The following is a 16023-nucleotide window of genomic DNA, read 5'->3' as shown; positions in this document are numbered from 1 at the left end:
CGTTTCTGCTATTTATTAATATTTTCCATTTCCCACCTATTGCATCTCAAATACTTTTCTATACTCTTCATATTTATTTTTCCACAGTTCTTCATCTACTATTTCACCTGTTTCTTCAGCAAGATGGCGAATTTTTTCAATACAAACATACCAGCCAGCTAAATCCTTTGGTGTATGTTTGACAATTTCATTTAGCGTTTCAAAGAACACTAGTTCCGTAAAATCATCCTTCTCAATCAATTGAAAATCGACGGTATTCCCCGCCCATTCAAAACCGATCAATTTATTGTTTTCCTTTCGAAAAACATTTAACTTCATGTCCATATTTCCATCGAACCATCGGTAATAGCCAAAGGACCCATCCTCATGATAGCTCATTTCAGGAAACCATTTTTTGATTTCATCATTATTTGTTAATTCGGTCCAAACTTTTTCTGGCCGAGCTTTAATTTCTTCCTTAATTTCAAATTTCAATTTACCCATCAGATTATCCCTCCAACTTCTTTACCACTCTCATTCCATCCTACTTGAAAAAATATGTAAAAAGCAAATATGATTATATACAAAAAATATTCTTAGTTAATCAATAGGTTTTTAGTGTTTTAATTCTCAAACCTGTTATAATAATAAAAAACATGTTAAAGGAAGTATTCAGATGGCGAAGAAAATCTATATTTTACATGAAAATAATGAATGGACAAATCACCTTGTGAAACGTCTTGAAGAACTTAATTTACCCTACGAGAGCTGGCATTTAGATAAGGGTATAGTTAACCTTACAGAAGTACCACCAGAAGGTATTTTCTACAATCGAATGAGTGCTTCATCTCATACACGTGATCATCGTTATGCTCCTGAGCTTACTGGCGCAGTTATTGATTGGTTGGAATTTCACGGACGTAAAGTGATAAACGGTAGTAATGCGCTGCGCTTAGAATTAAGCAAAGTAAAACAATATACACAACTAGAACGATTTGGCATTCAAACACCAAAAACGGTTGCAGCCGTTGGTAAAGAAAACATTTTGGAAGCTGCTAAATCATTGAATATGACACCATTTATCACTAAGCATAATCGTGCTGGTAAAGGTCTTGGGGTGCAATTATTTTACTCACTTGAAGCATTAGCGGAATATGTAAACGGTCCAAACTATGAAGAACCAGTTGATGGCATTACTTTAATTCAACAATATGTTAAATCTCCTGAATCTTTTATCACACGTGTTGAGTTTGTCGGTGGTAAAAATATTTATTCTGTACGCGTTGATACTTCTGAAGGCTTTGAACTATGCCCCGCAGATGCTTGTCAAATTGGTGACCTATTCTGCCCTGCAGGTGAACAACCACAAATGAGAGCAAAATTTGAAATCGTTGAAAATTCTCGTAAAGATCTTATCGATAAATATGTAAAATTCCTAGCTGCAAGCAGTATTGACGTTGCAGGTATTGAATTTATCGTAGATGAAAATGGAACAGCTTATACGTATGACGTGAATACAAATACGAACTACAATAGTGATGCTGAAGCAAAGACGCAACAATTTGGTATGCTTGAGCTAGCTAAACTTCTTGGAAGCGAATTAGAAAAGCTATAATACGAAAAAGATTGTTTCAACATGTGCCTGCTGCATCCCCCTCACAAATAAAAAAATAAGGTGTAATACAGTTTAAATCTGCATTACACCTTATTGATCTCGATATTTTCTATCACGTGATTATTTTTCAATCACACCACAAGCAATTCTTCCTCCTGAATTTCCACTTGGATCTGTTTTATAATCATCTTTGTCTGCATGAACGATAAAGGCACTTCCATTTGAATCAAAAAGTGAATTAGCTACTCCCGTTTTTAAAGAAAAAGCTTTCGTTGTAAATTCCACATCTACCGTGCCATCCTTTTCCACTTGTAAATTCGGCAAATCACCTAAATGATAGCCCTTAGGATTATAGTAGCCATGCTCCTTATGTGTTGGATTATAATGAGCACCTGCTGTTTCAAATTTTGGTTTTTCACATATTCCTACTTCATGAATATGAATACCATGCTCACCAGGGGATAAGTCGTGTAATTTCAAACTAATTTTCACCCCATTCTCATCTTCGGACATATTAGCTGTACCTATATCTTTTCCATCAGAATTTATAAATTTAGCAGTAGCACTTGTACTCTTTTCACCATTTACTGGCGCCATTACTTCTTTCTCTTTTGATGACGAGCAACCAGCTACTAAACATAATGTCGCTACTATTAAAATGATTTTTTTCATCTGACAACACTCCTTTATGTCAGAATGTGCAAATTTGCGCACATTTAATCAGAACAAAAAGGAAAATCAATTTACTGATTATCTAAAATTGATTCAACTTTCTAAAATATGCGATACTTATTTGCATGATTTGAATAAATGATAAGCTCTTCATTCCCGCTACAGACGGACGCTTTCCGCGGGCAAGCATCAGATGTTTTCCTGCATCGAAATTGTAAAGGCAGATGCAAGCCTCCTCCTGTGAAGTCTGCATCGCGTAGCACACTTCGACTTAGTAGCACTACGTTCGTGCGGGGTCTTGATTGGCTTGCTTTTCCGCTGGAGTCGCCGCCTTTCACTACATTAAAATACTCGATAGAATATAAAGTAAAACAAAGTTCAGTCAAAAGTATATGTTCGCGTTTTTAGGTTAAGCATTGAATTATGAAATTGATTCGGTTAATTACAGTTTTTAAAAATTCAACTTTCTTGTCAACGAATATTCATTCACACTTTTTATATACTGAGATATAGGAGGAGATGTACTAAATGAAAATCACAACGTTTATAGGTAGTTCGAGAGAAAGTGGAAATACTGAAATTTTAACGGATATTGTCACAAAGGATATACAGCACAATAAAATTTATTTAAGAGATTTAAACATTAAACCGATTCACGATCTACGACATGATGTAAATGGTTTCCGACCTGTTGGTGATGATTATGATCAAATCATTGAAGCCCTATTGGAAAGTGATTTGCTCATTTTTTCAACACCTGTGTACTGGTATACAATGTCTGGTTTAATGAAAAATATGGTTGACAGAATAAGCCAAGCAATTCGAGATGAACGGTATCCACAATTAAGAGAGCAATTGAAAGCGAAAAACGCCATCGTCGTAACAGTTGGTGGTGATGATCCCTATATCAAAGGACTTCCACTCATACAGCAGTTCAAATATACATTTGATTTCTTAAATATGAATTTTCCTGCATATATTATTGGAGAAGGCCATCGCCCAGGAGATATTTCTCAAGATAAACAAGCAATAGCTCAAGCCAAATTGTTAAATGAAAAATTGAAAGAAGTGACTGTCACCGGTTCATTTTAAGTAATTTCTAATTTGAAATGGTTATGTTTAACTTTTAATAAAAAGTTAGATCAAATTGAAAGCGAAAAAAATGACTGGAACTGAATATATTCCTGGCAACCATCTGTGGTTACAGGCATCAAAAAAGTGCAAGACTTTGTACATTAACAGTACATAAAGTCTGCACTTTTTAATTTTGAAACTAACAACTATTTCTAGGGATTCGTCTTATGTTCTATTGATTGCTTCCGATTCAACATTAAAAATGAAAGTGGAATAGATAACACAAGAATAACGAATGCTACAAAAAATGTGTCATTAGATGCAAGAAGAAAAGCCCCTTGCTTCAATGCTTCCCCTATTTTTTCACCTTTCAATTCAGAAATATGTGTTTGCGTTCTAACAGCCAAAATACTACTAAAAACAGCAATTGATAATGCTGCCACCGCTTGACGAAGCCAATTTGCAATGGATGTAGCGTGCCCTATTTGTTCAGGCGGAATAACACTCATTGATATATTTGTGATAGGAGAGGTTGCAAACCCTACCCCTACATACCGTACAATCATAATTAAAATGATAGAAAGTACTGACGAATTCATATTCAACTGGCTAAATTCCCAAGTTGCAATACTTAATAAGATTGCTCCTACAATGACAAACCACGCAAGGTCAAATTTATTATTTAATTTTCCTATAATCATGGTTACCACTATCATACTCAGTGCCCCTGGTAGCATGACTAACCCACTCATAAATGAAGAAGCTCCTAGTGCTTCTTCCATAAACAATGGAATGAGATAGACACTTGAGTAAAGCCCAATAGAAATAAGGCAATTTAAAAGAGTTCCTATCATAAATTTGGGATATTTTAAAACACTTATATTCAGCAAAGGTTCTTTCGCCGTTAATTCTCTCCATATGAAAATAACGATGCCCATTATGCCTACGAGTAATAATGCTATCGCAGAAACAGAAAACCAGCCTAATTCTGATCCCTTTGTGAAATACATTAATAATGAAACATTTCCTATCACAACTGTTATTAACCCTACAATATCTAGTGATACTGTACTTCCTTTTTTACTTGAAGGAATAAAGAAAATTGCACAAAGTGTTGCAATGATCCCTACTGGTACACACGAGAAAAATAACGCCTTCCACCCGAATGCATTTGTCAATAATCCCCCTAAAGTTGGACCAATTGCAGGAGCAACCATGATCGAGATCGTCCATAAACTTATTGCCATCGCTTGTTTTTCTTTTTTTACAGACTGATAAATAATCGTCATTGTCGATATTTGAATCAAACCAGAACAAATCCCTTGTAAAATCCGAAAAATAATTAATGTGACAATATTCTCTGCTAAACCACATAACGCAGAAGATACGGTTAAACCGATAAGAGCAAATACATATAACTGTTTATATCCAAATTTATTACCCAAATACCCAACAACTGGAGCAATGGTGCCAATCGCAAGCATAAACCCAGTCACAATCCATTGGACTGAATTTAAATTCGAATGTAGCTCCCTCATAATAGATGGTATCGCCACATTGACAGTACCTGAATTAATAAAGGCTAAAAAATTCCCCAAAAATATGGCTAATATAATAAAAAGATATGTATCTCTTTCTTTTTTTACGCTATTCAATTTCATCACCTCATTAATAACATATATCTCAGTATGAATATAATTAATAATAATGTAAAATTATAATTTTTAATGTTAATATAAGTATTGTTAATGGTAAAAAGGAGGATTCCTTATGAACCTAGAACAAATGGAGTACATTAAAGAAATCATCCATACAAAATCAATTTCAATAGCTGCACAGAATCTTCATGTCTCTCAGTCTGCCATAAGCCAGTCTATTGCATTGTTAGAAAAAGAATTAGGTATTCGATTATTCAAAAGATCTCGCTTTGGAACAACACCTACTGAAGAAGCAAAAAACATTATTCATAAAGCTCTAAAAATCGCTGAAAACATTGAAAAAATTAAAGAAGATGCACAAACCATCACCTCTTCTTTTAAAGGCGAGCTCAAAATTGCAGCAATACCAAGTTTAATGAACTATTTACCTAAAATACTTTCTCTATTTAAAAAAGACTTTCCTCAAATAAAAGTCACTGTTATTGAGATGGAGAGCAAAAGGATTCTTGAAAACATTAAACAGCATACTTTGGATTTGGGATTTACATCCATAAAAAAATCTTTTGAGAAGACACTTTCTGAGCAGTTATTATTTAAAAAACTTGAATACACTGCAGATTTTAAAGTAATTGTGCCGAAAGATTCTCCCCTAGCATTCAAACAACTATTATCATTGCAGGATCTATATGACTATCCAATCGTTTTGTATACAAGTCAATTTTGGGAAGATTTTATATACTCTTTATCAGAAAATAACGAAACGATAAACGTACTTTTCCATACTTCTAATTCAGAAGTCATTAAGAAAACTATTGCTGAAGGATTAGCTATTGGCTTGTTATCTAGCTACCTTTTAGATGATGATCCCTACGTTGAAACTGGACGAATTATTCCCATCTCATTGGCAGACACTCATTTTGTTCCAGACCTTTCATTTGGGTGTATCTTCACAGAAAAAAACCCCCAACATGGCTTAGTTAAAAAGTTTATAGAATACATCCAGCTGTCTGGACATTTACTACCCTAAAAAAGAAGAGGTGCTTTCTTAATCGAATGCACCTCTTCTATATTGAATCTTTTATGTTTAATACTCATTTCCTTACTTCCACTTAGCTTAAGTATTGTTTAAATCATTTTCAACAAAGCTTCTTCGCCAATCATTCCCTCTGTAATTCCAAGTTCTTCTGCTTCATACGTTACTGATTCTAACGGTGCATGTAACAAATCATCAATTGTTTTTACACCAACTGCCCGGCCAGCAATGATTTTGCGATCTACTAATCGAGTGTTCAAAAGTCTCACATCTAACGCCCCGCACATTATATAGCCCTTGTCATTTGAGATTGTTAGCAATGTCGTCTTAGGCAAAAAAACAGAAACCGCTGTGAACGAATGCCCTTGAATAATTAATGTCTCTGTAGAAACCATTCCTTATCCCTCCTCCATATATACATATGGAATTGAACGAAAAGTGGTTCGAGAAATTTTATGTACTGAAAAAAATTACAATTCGTAAGCCACTACAACTATAACTTTTAGAAAGTGTACCCTATAAATCATTTTGAAAACTTATCTGAGCCAATTTCATAAGTCCATTTTTGGTTGTAAAATACGAACTTTTCAACACATTAAATTTCATAGTACAAATCTACTATAACATGAAGTGGAATTAGCTCCGCTTTCCGTGGGCGAACTGACGAGCCTCCTCTCTTGTGAAAACATTGTGCTCCTGCATCGCTTCGCTAGCTTCGTCGCAGAAAATTCTTTTTGCTTCAACGCAAAAAAGAATTTTCGCTGTGGGGTCTCGTCTAGCTCGTTTTCCCACAGGACATTGAATGAACTTCACTGAATGAACATCGCACGAAGAAAATGCGAATGTTATTTTCGAGGACTCACCGCTAATTCCACTTCAACTAAGATGGTTACACTAGATTTCCATCATAAAAATCAAGGGATTTTTACTTTTTCAGTGTTCTAGCTTCACTTCGTGCTGTGTCTCGCCTGCCTCACTTTCCCGCAGGAATATTCTTAGATTCCACTTTAAAAAATTTGCATCACAAAATTTTATTATTATAATTTATGCGTTGACTTTTTCAGTGGCCTCTACTACGTACCTACAGGGATACAATAAACAAAAATTTTATACCTTTCAATATTCGTAGATTTTATGTGAATTTTGCATTATGAAATTTATTCAATTGTAAACTTTCTTTCTATTTTAGTAGCTTTTGAATTTCTCCTTCAAAACTACTTGGTTTATCTTTTGAACCGAAACGTTTAACTACTTCTCCATTTTGGTCCACCAAAAATTTAGTGAAGTTCCATTTGATACTATTTCCTAAAAAGCCTTTTGATTGTGATGTTAAGTATTTGAATAATTGATGTGCATCCTTTCCATTTACATTAACAATTTCATGCATGGGGAAAGTAACACCATATGTTAATCGACATTGTTCAGCAGCTGCTGTAGCGGAATCCACTTCTTGATGGAATTGATTAGATGGAAAACCTAACACAACAAAATCATCTTGTTTATATTTTTTATATAATCCTTCAAGGTCTTCGAATTGTGGTGTAAAACCACATTTTGTTGCTGTATTAACAATTAGCAAGACTTTTCCTTTATAACAATCTAGACTATATTCTGTTCCGTCTTCTAGTTTCACATTGATATCATAAATACTCATCTGAATCACTCCATCTCATTTAATTGTTCTAACAACTTATTTAACTCGTGTAATCTTGATTTCAGCTCACTATCAAGTTCTACTAATGAATCACATTGAGATACTTTTTGGAGAATCTTATTCGTGATAACTTGCTCGTCTTTTTTCGCTTTTTCAGTCAATGACACAATCACAGCTCGCTTATCTTCAGTAGAACTTTCCTTTGTAATCCAGCCTTTATTTACTAGCTTGTTTACTATAGGATTCAACGTTCCAATACCTAAAGTTACTTTCTCACTAAGTTCTTTCACTAAAAGTTGATCTTGTTCCCATAATGCTAATAGCACTAAGTATTGCGGATAAGTTAATTCAAATTCGTCTAATACTTGACGGTACAATTTAGTAAATTGGTTCGATGCTTTGTATACCTCAAAACAAAGTTGATTTTCTAAATTAAATCCTTTTCTCATCGATTATCCCCTTCAATTACATCGTATACGATATACTTAGTTTAATCTATATCGCATACGATGTAAATTGATTTGTTTTGGATTCATTTATTGCCTCTTTGACGGCGTTTTTTTCCATGTCTTGTTTTGTTGCTCTTTATTGTTTTTTCCCTTTTGGGGTCACTATATTCATCCAGTAAAAAGCGCTTTCCATCTTTAAAATCCCTACTTCCATCTGGAAGGTATTGTCATCAATTGCTCTCCTCATATAAAATAAATACAATATTTCATAGGAGGTTTTGACATGTCCAATATTGAGGAATTACTACATACTTTACCTACAACAGCTGTTTCTGATGCACTTGCTGGTACAACTAATATAAATGCAGCGATTAAACCTATAAAAGATCACTATCATATAGCAGGTCGAGCTGTTACAGTGCGTTTACCAATCGGCGAGAATGCTGCTCTTTTTGAAGCAATTCGTATTGCTAAGCCTGGTGCTATATTAGTGGTAGACGCAAAAGGAGATACTAATCGTGCAGTAGCTGGAGATTTCATTGTTTCTTTGATGAAAGGAATGGAAATACAAGGGCTTGTCGTTGATGGAGTGATCCGAGATATTCAGGCGATTCGCGACCTTGACTTCCCTGTTTTTAGTTTAGGTACCACAGTAGCTGCTGGTAATAAATTTGGTGGCGGTGTCATTCAAGTCCCTATCGCTGTAGGTGGTATCAGTGTCCAACCTGATGATTTTATTATTGGGGATGCTGATGGTGTTGTCGTCATTCCACACTCTCAATTAAACGAAGTTGTCCAAAAAGCACAAAGGAAGATCGAAAAAGATGAAGTACGTGCCCAATCAGTTGCTGGTTGTAAAGAAGAAATTATCGCCTATTTAGATCAAGCTTTAGGGAATGCAAAGGTATAGAAAATTGTTTCAAATAAAGAAAACCCATCCATGTATCTTCTTGGATGGGTTTCGCTACCTAAAGTAAATCAATTTATTTATTCAATAATAATTTCTCTGCATTCGTTTTTGAAGTTCTTACTTCAACCGTTAACGAACTCTTACCATAAAATGTTTTGATTAATAATGGAGCATCGCTCATATTTTGAAATCTAAAATCTAATGTACCATATGAAACAGTGGCATCCCTTCCTTTTGGTACGTAGCCTACATTGATTGAATGATGATGTTTTTCTAAATATTTTACCTGTATTTGGTCAACTGCATTAAAAAGTGTTGAAGATGTTTGACAAACGCCTCCGCCAATTCCCATCACAAGCTTCTTATTGATGATTTCAGGGGCAGGTTGGTATCCATTCTCTTTCTCCCTCGGTCCAACAATCGTATTAAATGAAAAATAATCTCCTATCCCAACAATGACATTATTTAAAGCTTTTGCAGATAGTTCTATATTTTTATTTCTATTTTCTTTAGATGAATCAAAATAGGTGGTATAGGAAGCAACCGTCATTTCTCCAAATGTTGATATTTCATCAGCATTATAATTACTATTGGTAATATATAATGGTAATTCAACGACTCCACCAATAATGGAAGTCTTCAATATTTTATCTACAAGTTCACTTTCTTTTAGAACAACTAAGGGATTACCTTTCAAAATATCTCCATTTTCCCCTATTTTATCAAGCTTCATCCTTTGGTCATAACCAGGAGTCGTTTCCGTCCCACTTGCTAATTCTTTTGCAATTTCCTTTACTTTATTTTCATATTCTTCATAATTTGTTTCGAACCATAGCTCTTTTGGAGAAAAAGTTTTAATAACTTCGGAAGTATTTGGATCAACAATATTAATTACAGTTGGTTTTGTTTCTACAGTCTTCTTATTTTTGCGATCTTTTGCATTAGCTTCAATTTGTTGATCAATCTCTGATACCTTCTTATCTCCCTGTTCCTCATGTACCGATGTTTCAAGACAACCTGACAATCCTATTGAACATATTAAAAATATGACAACAATCCATTTTTTCATCACAAACTTATTTCACACCTATCCATTAAATATTTTCACTTAGACATTCTATTCAAATCCAATTGAATCTGTGTGGACTCTTTTTTGACACATAATTTACAAATACCAAAATGTTTTATTACATGTAAAAAAGCAAACAATAAACTATGTCAATCAATTTGGAGGTAACCATATGGCTAATAAAAAGGATGAACAATTAAAAAAGTTTACAATCAATAACGAAAATGAGGCTGATTTAACTACAAATCAAGGTTTAAAAATAACGGAGGATGAGTTTTCTTTAAAAGCTGGTTTTCGTGGACCAACTCTAATGGAGGATTTTCATTTTCGTGAAAAAATGACCCATTTTGATCATGAGCGTATCCCAGAACGAATTGTTCACGCTCGCGGTGTTGGCGCTCATGGTATATTTCAGCTTTATGAATCCTTAATAGAATATACCAAAGCCGATTTTCTAACAGATACATCAAAAATTACACCTGTATTTGTACGTTTCTCTACCGTTCAAGGATCGAAAGGATCAGCTGATACAGTTCGAGATGTACGTGGGTTTGCAACAAAATTTTATACAGATGAAGGCAATTTTGATTTAGTCGGAAATAATATACCCATATTCTTTATTCAAGATGCAATAAAATTCCCTGATTTTGTTCATGCGGTTAAACCAGAACCAGATACCGATATACCTCAGGGTGCAAGTGCTCACGATACTTTTTGGGACTTCGTTGGACAAAACCCTGAAACTGCCCATATGGTAATGTGGCTCATGAGCGATCGTGCTATTCCTCGAAGCTTCCGAATGATGGAAGGTTTTGGTGTACATTCTTTCCGTCTTATAAACGCTGAAGGTAAAGCACATTTCGTGAAATTCCACTGGAAGCCTAAACTGGGGTTACATTCTTTAGTTTGGGATGAGGCACAAAGAATATCAGGGAAAAATCCCGATTTCCATCGTCAAGATTTGTATGATGCCATTGACCAAGGTGAATATCCAGAATGGGAGTTGGGTTTACAAATCATCCCGGAAGAAAATGAACATCAATTTGACTTTGATATTTTAGATCCAACGAAAATATGGCCAGAAGAAGATGTTCCTGTAAAAATAGTTGGGAAATTGACTTTAAATCGAAATGTTGATAATTTCTTCGCAGAAACGGAGCAAGTCGCTTTTCATCCAGGTCATGTAGTTCCAGGAATTGATTTCTCAAATGACCCGCTTTTACAAGGGCGCTTATTTTCTTATACAGATACTCAACTTTCACGTCTTGGAGGTCCCAATTTCCACCAGATTCCAATCAACCGACCTGTCTGCCCCTTCACCAACAATCAACGTGATGGGATACACCAAATGGTCATTCATAAAGGTCAAACAAGTTATCATCGAAATGCTCTAAATTACAATCAGCCAGCTCCAGTTTCAGCTGATCAAGGTGGATATGAGCATTATCAAGAGAAAGTAGATGGGCGTAAAATTAGAGGGCGTAGTGACAGTTTCCGTGATTTCTTCTCGCAAGCGAAATTATTTTATAATTCTTTTGCTATTTATGAACAACAACATCTAAAAAACGCACTGAGCTTTGAAATTGGAAAATGCAAATCAGAAATGGTGAAAATCAATGCCGTTGCAATTTTGAATCATATTGATCGACAAATTACGCAAGAAGTAGTTGACAAAATTGGCGTCCCATTACCTGATGAAAATCATGAAGTGACATCAACTAAAAAATCTCCAGCACTAAGCATGGGCAATACAATTTTCAAAGCAGATACAAAGAAAGTGGCTATTTTATTGAACGGTAAACCTGATGAGAACCAACTAAGAAAATGGATAATGAAATTATTAGAACATAAAGTAAACTATAGTATCATCGATAAAAAAATTCATGAGTTAAATTCTGTCGGAAAAGTTACAGATACTTTTGAAACTACAGATTCTAGCCTTTTTGATGCGGTATTATTAATAAGTAGTGAAACAGAAATTTCAACACCTATTCTAGAATTTATAGAAACTGAATTTAAGCATTACAAACCGATTGCATTAGCCGTAAGCCATCCTAAACCAATAGAATACAGCCGTGTCAAATTAAATGCAGCTGGTGTGTACGACTTAACAAGCTCAATTATCGCCCCATTTATTGAAGGAATTGCAAAAGGACGATTCTGGGAAAGACAATTATAAGTTCTAAGATATTATCATTGAATTTTGTAAACATTAGCCCATCTGTGACAATCGTCTCAGATGGGCTTTTTAGTGATGTATCCATACTATTGATAATACCTTTAGTTTTTCAATTCACGGATTTGATAAATTAAACAATGGGATTGAATCGCTTGCAAGTTGGTTTTCAAGTATTGGCCATCCTGAAATTTTCGCATACGTTGTGTGTTTGCTTGAAGTAATGGGTGGTATTGCTTTAGTTGCTGGGTTGGCTACACATCTATTATCATGTTTGTTTTTCAATGATATGACAGTTGCTATTGTAAAGGTAAAATTAGCTGTTTGATTTATTGGTAACGAAAGTACTGTTGGCTTTGAACTTGAATTATCCTATTTAACAATCGCAATTGTTCTCTTCTTAAATAGTAGTCGAGTATTTTGCAAAATGAAATTGATTCAATTTACAAATTTTTATAAAAAATATATTAAATTTGTATTTCCTAAATAGGAAACTTGTATAATTTATATATAGAAAAATTGAATTGGGGGATGCGGATGGTAAGAAGCAAGCAAATTTTAATTGAATTGCAGCATATAGTTCCGAGAATACTGCAATGGTTTCTCAATATTTGTTTAATAACCCTTGCTCTTTTTTTATCTTTTCTCATGGTTAAGGAACTCATCGTTTTCTTTGATATACTATTTAGTCAACATCAGACGGCTCGAGAACATGAAGTTTTCTTAGCGAATATTTTAATCTTCTTCCTCTACTTCGAATTCATTACAATGATTGTCAAGTACTTCAAAGAGGATTATCATTTCCCACTTCGATATTTCATCTATATCGGCATTACCGCGATGATTCGCCTTGTGATCATTGATCATACTGATGCAAAGAGCATGCTACTTTATGCTTTTGTCATCCTCTTACTAATCATCAGCTATTTCATTATTAATATTACACCGTTAGAGCGACCGAAAAGGTTTTGGTATGGAAAAAAAGCCGGTAAAATCGAAAAATAATGTAAAATACATTATTTATTTTAAATTTTCTTCCAAGAAAAGAGCATGAAAAATCAATAAAATTTTGAGATTTCTATTAGTTTTTAAATATTCCGTGACAACTTATTATCGTCTTCGACATTTTTAGCAACATTTTGCGTTTCATAGGAATTAAATGATTTCCCGAGAAATAATTTCAATTTTCAATCTTCAATTGTTACTAAAAATCATAAACCAATGAATAGGGAGCTTATAACAAATTGAATAGCTCCCTTTCTTGAATAAGCTTTAATAAAATCTATAATTTATAAAATCCATCTACTGATTATAATCCCCTAAAGAGATATAAGTTTCAATGAAACAAGTTGCTCACATAAAGTAGCTAAGGGTAGCCCAACAACATTTAAATAATCCCCTTCAATTCGTTCTACTAAGAAGACTCCATCTGTTTGAATACCGTAGCCACCCGCTTTATCAAATGGGTCCCCAGTTGCAACATAGGATTCTAAAAGTTCATCAGATACATTTTTAAAGAAGACCTTCGTATTTTCTACAAAAGTTGTTTCCTCTCCGTTTTCTTTAATAATCGCAACTGCTGTTAATACGTCGTGTGCTGAGTCACTTAATGTTCGAAGATGAGACATTGCTTCTTCATGACTTGTTGGCTTGTGTAGCAATTGATCGTCTTTTGCAACGATTGTATCTGCCCCAATCACTACTTTACCTGACGTTTTTTTTGCAACATCGCGAGCTTTTAGTAACGCCACTCCTTTGACATATTCTGATACTTCAGTAGCTTGTACACTTGTTTCTTCTACATCAGATGTAACGATATCAAAGGGTATGTTTAGTCGTGCAAAAATTTCTTTTCGACGTGGTGATGCAGATGCTAATATAAATGATTTTGTTGTATGAAATTGCATAATTTTCACTCCTCATTTTTATCATACAAGAAATGGTGGTATTTTTAAATTTGCATCCTTTTAAATATTAAATCGAATAAAAAAATTCCCTTACGTCGAATGTGACATAAGGGAATTGATCCTATTTCAAAATGAACGAATGACTAATCGTTTCGAAACCTAAATATATGCAAAGAACTGTTAATACAGCAGTTACAACATTTTCTACTTTACTACCTGTTCGCGTGGTAATTGGAAAACGCACATTGATATCTAGTGGAAACAATAATTTAATCCCTTTTTTTGTGGCCATATCGAGGATGTAATGGCTCACCATTCCTGTTAATAAACCAGCTGTAATCGATTCATTTGAAATATATTTATTCATAAACATTGCCATGAGGAACAAAAATAGCAAACTATGTGTAAATGATCGATGTCCAAATAACGTGTTAACGATCTTTGATATAAAGGGAAATGTCCTGCCAATTTTACTACCACCGTGGCAAATATCCGGAAGTAATGAGCCAGCAATACTTGCACCGACTACAACTAATGAATCGTAATTTGAAACCTGTACTAAAGCAAGACCTGCTGCAATGCCGCCTATGATGTGAGTATTTCCTGTCATGCTTATAAATCTCCTATTTCTACTAATATGAATGTGTTCCTTACATTACACTTCGCCTTTCAAAAAATCATTTGTAATATACAATATATTATATAGGAACATTAGTTCGTAATCAATAAAAAAGAGGGCAATTCATGCTCCCTACTGTAAAATCAAAGATAGCAGCATCTATAATTCCCAAGATAGTTGTGTATTGTACTGTTTAGCATCATTATTTTGATGATTTCCATTCAAAAGTTGGGTCCACCATTCTTTATGGTCAAGATACCATTGAATCGTTTGTGTAATTCCTGTTTCAAACGTGTAAGTTGGGGTCCATCCCAGGTCTTTTAATTTTGAAGGGTCAATCGCATAGCGTTGATCGTGCCCTAAACGATCTGGTACAAATTCAATAAGGTCTTCTGATTTTCCTAGTGCATGTATAATCGTTTTCACCACTTCAAGATTTGTCCGTTCATTGTGACCACCTACGTTATAAACTTCACCATCTACACCTTCGTGTAATACTAAATCAATTGCCGCACAGTGATCAAACACATGCAACCAATCACGGATATTATTACCACTTCCATATATAGGAATATTTTGATTGTTTAAAACACGAGAAATTGTTAAAGGAATTAACTTCTCTGGAAAATGATAAGGGCCATAGTTATTAGAACAACGGGTAATATTAATTGGTAAACCAAATGTTTCATGGTAAGCACGGACTAACAGATCTGATGATGCTTTACTTGCACTATAAGGACTATTAGGTTGAAGAGGAGTTTCTTCTGTAAAAAATGTAGTTGGGTCAATATCTAACTCACCATACACTTCGTCAGTTGAAACGTGAACAAATTTTGATACGCCAATTAGCTTCGCGGCATCTAGTAATACTTGTGTTCCCACTACATTCGTACGAACGAAGATACCCGGATCTGTAATCGAACGATCCACATGACTTTCCGCAGCAAAATGAATTACATAATCAAAGTTTTCTTTTTCAAATAAAGGGATGATTGTATCTCTATCGGCAATATCTGCTTTCACAAAATGATAATTATTCATTTTTTCAATAAAACGATGTTTCGTTAAATCACCTGCATAAGTCAATACATCTAAATTGTAGATATCATATTGAGGGTATTTATTTACCATATATTGCACAAAATTCCCGCCAATAAACCCTGCCCCGCCTGTAACAAGTACTTTTATTCGATTCATACAATCTCACC

At 34.4% G+C, this 16023-nt stretch carries 17 protein-coding genes; 7 read left to right on the top strand and 10 right to left on the bottom strand.

Annotation, left to right across the window (positions count from 1 at the left end):
* Window positions 1–36 precede the first annotated feature (36 nt).
* Entirely contained in the window at window positions 37–483 is a 447-nt protein-coding gene (locus ACIQ4I_RS00635; RefSeq protein ID WP_403091866.1) for an SRPBCC domain-containing protein, read from the bottom strand.
* Window positions 484–655: 172 nt separating this feature from the next.
* Here ACIQ4I_RS00635 and ACIQ4I_RS00630 point away from each other — a divergent pair, with 172 nt between their 5' ends.
* Complete coding sequence (locus ACIQ4I_RS00630) at window positions 656–1594, top strand: ATP-grasp domain-containing protein (protein ID WP_403091864.1); 939 nt, start codon at window positions 656–658, stop codon at window positions 1592–1594.
* Between the two features lie 120 nt (window positions 1595–1714).
* Here the strand turns inward: ACIQ4I_RS00630 and ACIQ4I_RS00625 are convergent, their stop codons facing one another.
* Window positions 1715–2266 carry a superoxide dismutase family protein gene (locus ACIQ4I_RS00625; protein ID WP_403091862.1) on the bottom strand — a complete coding sequence of 184 codons (552 nt, stop codon included), beginning with the start codon at window positions 2264–2266 and terminating at the stop codon, window positions 1715–1717.
* 528 nt (window positions 2267–2794) lie between these two features.
* Between ACIQ4I_RS00625 and ACIQ4I_RS00620 the strand changes: the two genes are divergently transcribed.
* Window positions 2795–3358 carry a flavodoxin family protein gene (locus ACIQ4I_RS00620; protein ID WP_403091861.1) on the top strand — a complete coding sequence of 188 codons (564 nt, stop codon included), beginning with the start codon at window positions 2795–2797 and terminating at the stop codon, window positions 3356–3358.
* Between the two features lie 194 nt (window positions 3359–3552).
* Here the strand turns inward: ACIQ4I_RS00620 and ACIQ4I_RS00615 are convergent, their stop codons facing one another.
* A complete protein-coding gene (locus ACIQ4I_RS00615) occupies window positions 3553–4995 on the bottom strand; it encodes a DHA2 family efflux MFS transporter permease subunit (RefSeq protein WP_403091859.1) in 1443 nt (480 codons plus the stop codon).
* Between the two features lie 115 nt (window positions 4996–5110).
* Between ACIQ4I_RS00615 and ACIQ4I_RS00610 the strand changes: the two genes are divergently transcribed.
* Window positions 5111–6025, top strand: coding sequence for a LysR family transcriptional regulator (locus ACIQ4I_RS00610; RefSeq protein ID WP_403091857.1), 915 nt, complete (start codon window positions 5111–5113; stop codon window positions 6023–6025).
* 98 nt (window positions 6026–6123) lie between these two features.
* Here ACIQ4I_RS00610 and ACIQ4I_RS00605 read toward each other — a convergent pair whose 3' ends face one another.
* From ACIQ4I_RS00605 to ACIQ4I_RS00595, 3 genes are all read right to left on the bottom strand, one after another.
* Complete coding sequence (locus ACIQ4I_RS00605; RefSeq protein WP_403091855.1) at window positions 6124–6426, bottom strand: YunC family protein; 303 nt, start codon at window positions 6424–6426, stop codon at window positions 6124–6126.
* Window positions 6427–7211: 785 nt separating this feature from the next.
* A complete protein-coding gene (locus ACIQ4I_RS00600) occupies window positions 7212–7685 on the bottom strand; it encodes a glutathione peroxidase (protein WP_403091853.1) in 474 nt (157 codons plus the stop codon).
* A gap of 5 nt (window positions 7686–7690) precedes the next feature.
* A complete protein-coding gene (locus ACIQ4I_RS00595; RefSeq protein WP_403091852.1) occupies window positions 7691–8134 on the bottom strand; it encodes a MarR family winged helix-turn-helix transcriptional regulator in 444 nt (147 codons plus the stop codon).
* Between the two features lie 283 nt (window positions 8135–8417).
* Here ACIQ4I_RS00595 and ACIQ4I_RS00590 point away from each other — a divergent pair, with 283 nt between their 5' ends.
* On the top strand, window positions 8418–9044 hold the full coding sequence (locus tag ACIQ4I_RS00590; protein ID WP_403091850.1) for an RraA family protein: 627 nt from the start codon (window positions 8418–8420) through the stop codon (window positions 9042–9044).
* Between the two features lie 73 nt (window positions 9045–9117).
* Here the strand turns inward: ACIQ4I_RS00590 and ACIQ4I_RS00585 are convergent, their stop codons facing one another.
* Window positions 9118–10113 carry a VanW family protein gene (locus tag ACIQ4I_RS00585; protein ID WP_403093315.1) on the bottom strand — a complete coding sequence of 332 codons (996 nt, stop codon included), beginning with the start codon at window positions 10111–10113 and terminating at the stop codon, window positions 9118–9120.
* Between the two features lie 172 nt (window positions 10114–10285).
* Here ACIQ4I_RS00585 and ACIQ4I_RS00580 point away from each other — a divergent pair, with 172 nt between their 5' ends.
* The 3 genes from ACIQ4I_RS00580 (at window position 10286) to psiE (ending at window position 13294) form a co-directional block, all read left to right on the top strand.
* Window positions 10286–12292 carry a catalase gene (locus ACIQ4I_RS00580; protein ID WP_403091848.1) on the top strand — a complete coding sequence of 669 codons (2007 nt, stop codon included), beginning with the start codon at window positions 10286–10288 and terminating at the stop codon, window positions 12290–12292.
* Between the two features lie 79 nt (window positions 12293–12371).
* A complete protein-coding gene (locus ACIQ4I_RS00575; RefSeq protein ID WP_403093313.1) occupies window positions 12372–12617 on the top strand; it encodes a DoxX family protein in 246 nt (81 codons plus the stop codon).
* Window positions 12618–12826: 209 nt separating this feature from the next.
* The gene (gene psiE, locus ACIQ4I_RS00570; protein ID WP_403091847.1) at window positions 12827–13294 is read left to right on the top strand and encodes a phosphate-starvation-inducible protein PsiE; all 468 of its coding nucleotides are present in this window, start codon (window positions 12827–12829) and stop codon (window positions 13292–13294) included.
* 314 nt (window positions 13295–13608) lie between these two features.
* On the opposite strand, the gene ACIQ4I_RS00565 is transcribed toward psiE, so the two are convergent.
* The 3 genes from ACIQ4I_RS00565 to rfbB all read right to left on the bottom strand — a co-directional run bounded on the left by ACIQ4I_RS00565 (window position 13609) and on the right by rfbB (window position 16012).
* On the bottom strand, window positions 13609–14196 hold the full coding sequence (locus ACIQ4I_RS00565) for a Maf family protein (RefSeq protein ID WP_403091845.1): 588 nt from the start codon (window positions 14194–14196) through the stop codon (window positions 13609–13611).
* A gap of 121 nt (window positions 14197–14317) precedes the next feature.
* Window positions 14318–14806: a metal-dependent hydrolase gene (locus ACIQ4I_RS00560; protein ID WP_403091844.1), complete on the bottom strand. Its 489-nt coding sequence runs from the start codon at window positions 14804–14806 to the stop codon at window positions 14318–14320.
* Between the two features lie 168 nt (window positions 14807–14974).
* Complete coding sequence (gene rfbB / locus ACIQ4I_RS00555) at window positions 14975–16012, bottom strand: dTDP-glucose 4,6-dehydratase (RefSeq protein ID WP_403091842.1); 1038 nt, start codon at window positions 16010–16012, stop codon at window positions 14975–14977.
* Window positions 16013–16023: the final 11 nt, after the last annotated feature.

It is taken from the genome of Rummeliibacillus sp. NPDC094406, from assembly GCF_044763875.1.
Lineage (GTDB): Bacteria > Bacillota > Bacilli > Bacillales_A > Planococcaceae > Rummeliibacillus.
The sequence above is the reverse complement of the archived record's forward strand: the minus strand, read 5'-3'. Positions and strand labels throughout refer to the sequence as shown.

Bases quoted from the DNA above. Each gene is read 5' to 3' on its own strand.
- ACIQ4I_RS00635 (WP_403091866.1), bottom strand. From the start codon at position 483: ATGGGTAAATTGAAATTTGAAATTAAGGAAGAAATTAAAGCTCGGCCA.
- ACIQ4I_RS00630 (WP_403091864.1), top strand. From the start codon at position 656: ATGGCGAAGAAAATCTATATTTTACATGAAAATAATGAATGGACAAAT.
- ACIQ4I_RS00625 (WP_403091862.1), bottom strand. From the start codon at position 2,266: ATGAAAAAAATCATTTTAATAGTAGCGACATTATGTTTAGTAGCTGGT.
- ACIQ4I_RS00620 (WP_403091861.1), top strand. From the start codon at position 2,795: ATGAAAATCACAACGTTTATAGGTAGTTCGAGAGAAAGTGGAAATACT.
- ACIQ4I_RS00610 (WP_403091857.1), top strand. From the start codon at position 5,111: ATGAACCTAGAACAAATGGAGTACATTAAAGAAATCATCCATACAAAA.
- ACIQ4I_RS00605 (WP_403091855.1), bottom strand. From the start codon at position 6,426: ATGGTTTCTACAGAGACATTAATTATTCAAGGGCATTCGTTCACAGCG.
- ACIQ4I_RS00600 (WP_403091853.1), bottom strand. From the start codon at position 7,685: ATGAGTATTTATGATATCAATGTGAAACTAGAAGACGGAACAGAATAT.
- ACIQ4I_RS00595 (WP_403091852.1), bottom strand. From the start codon at position 8,134: ATGAGAAAAGGATTTAATTTAGAAAATCAACTTTGTTTTGAGGTATAC.
- ACIQ4I_RS00590 (WP_403091850.1), top strand. From the start codon at position 8,418: ATGTCCAATATTGAGGAATTACTACATACTTTACCTACAACAGCTGTT.
- ACIQ4I_RS00585 (WP_403093315.1), bottom strand. From the start codon at position 10,113: ATGAAAAAATGGATTGTTGTCATATTTTTAATATGTTCAATAGGATTG.
- ACIQ4I_RS00580 (WP_403091848.1), top strand. From the start codon at position 10,286: ATGGCTAATAAAAAGGATGAACAATTAAAAAAGTTTACAATCAATAAC.
- psiE (WP_403091847.1), top strand. From the start codon at position 12,827: ATGGTAAGAAGCAAGCAAATTTTAATTGAATTGCAGCATATAGTTCCG.
- ACIQ4I_RS00565 (WP_403091845.1), bottom strand. From the start codon at position 14,196: ATGCAATTTCATACAACAAAATCATTTATATTAGCATCTGCATCACCA.
- ACIQ4I_RS00560 (WP_403091844.1), bottom strand. From the start codon at position 14,806: ATGACAGGAAATACTCACATCATAGGCGGCATTGCAGCAGGTCTTGCT.
- rfbB (WP_403091842.1), bottom strand. From the start codon at position 16,012: ATGAATCGAATAAAAGTACTTGTTACAGGCGGGGCAGGGTTTATTGGC.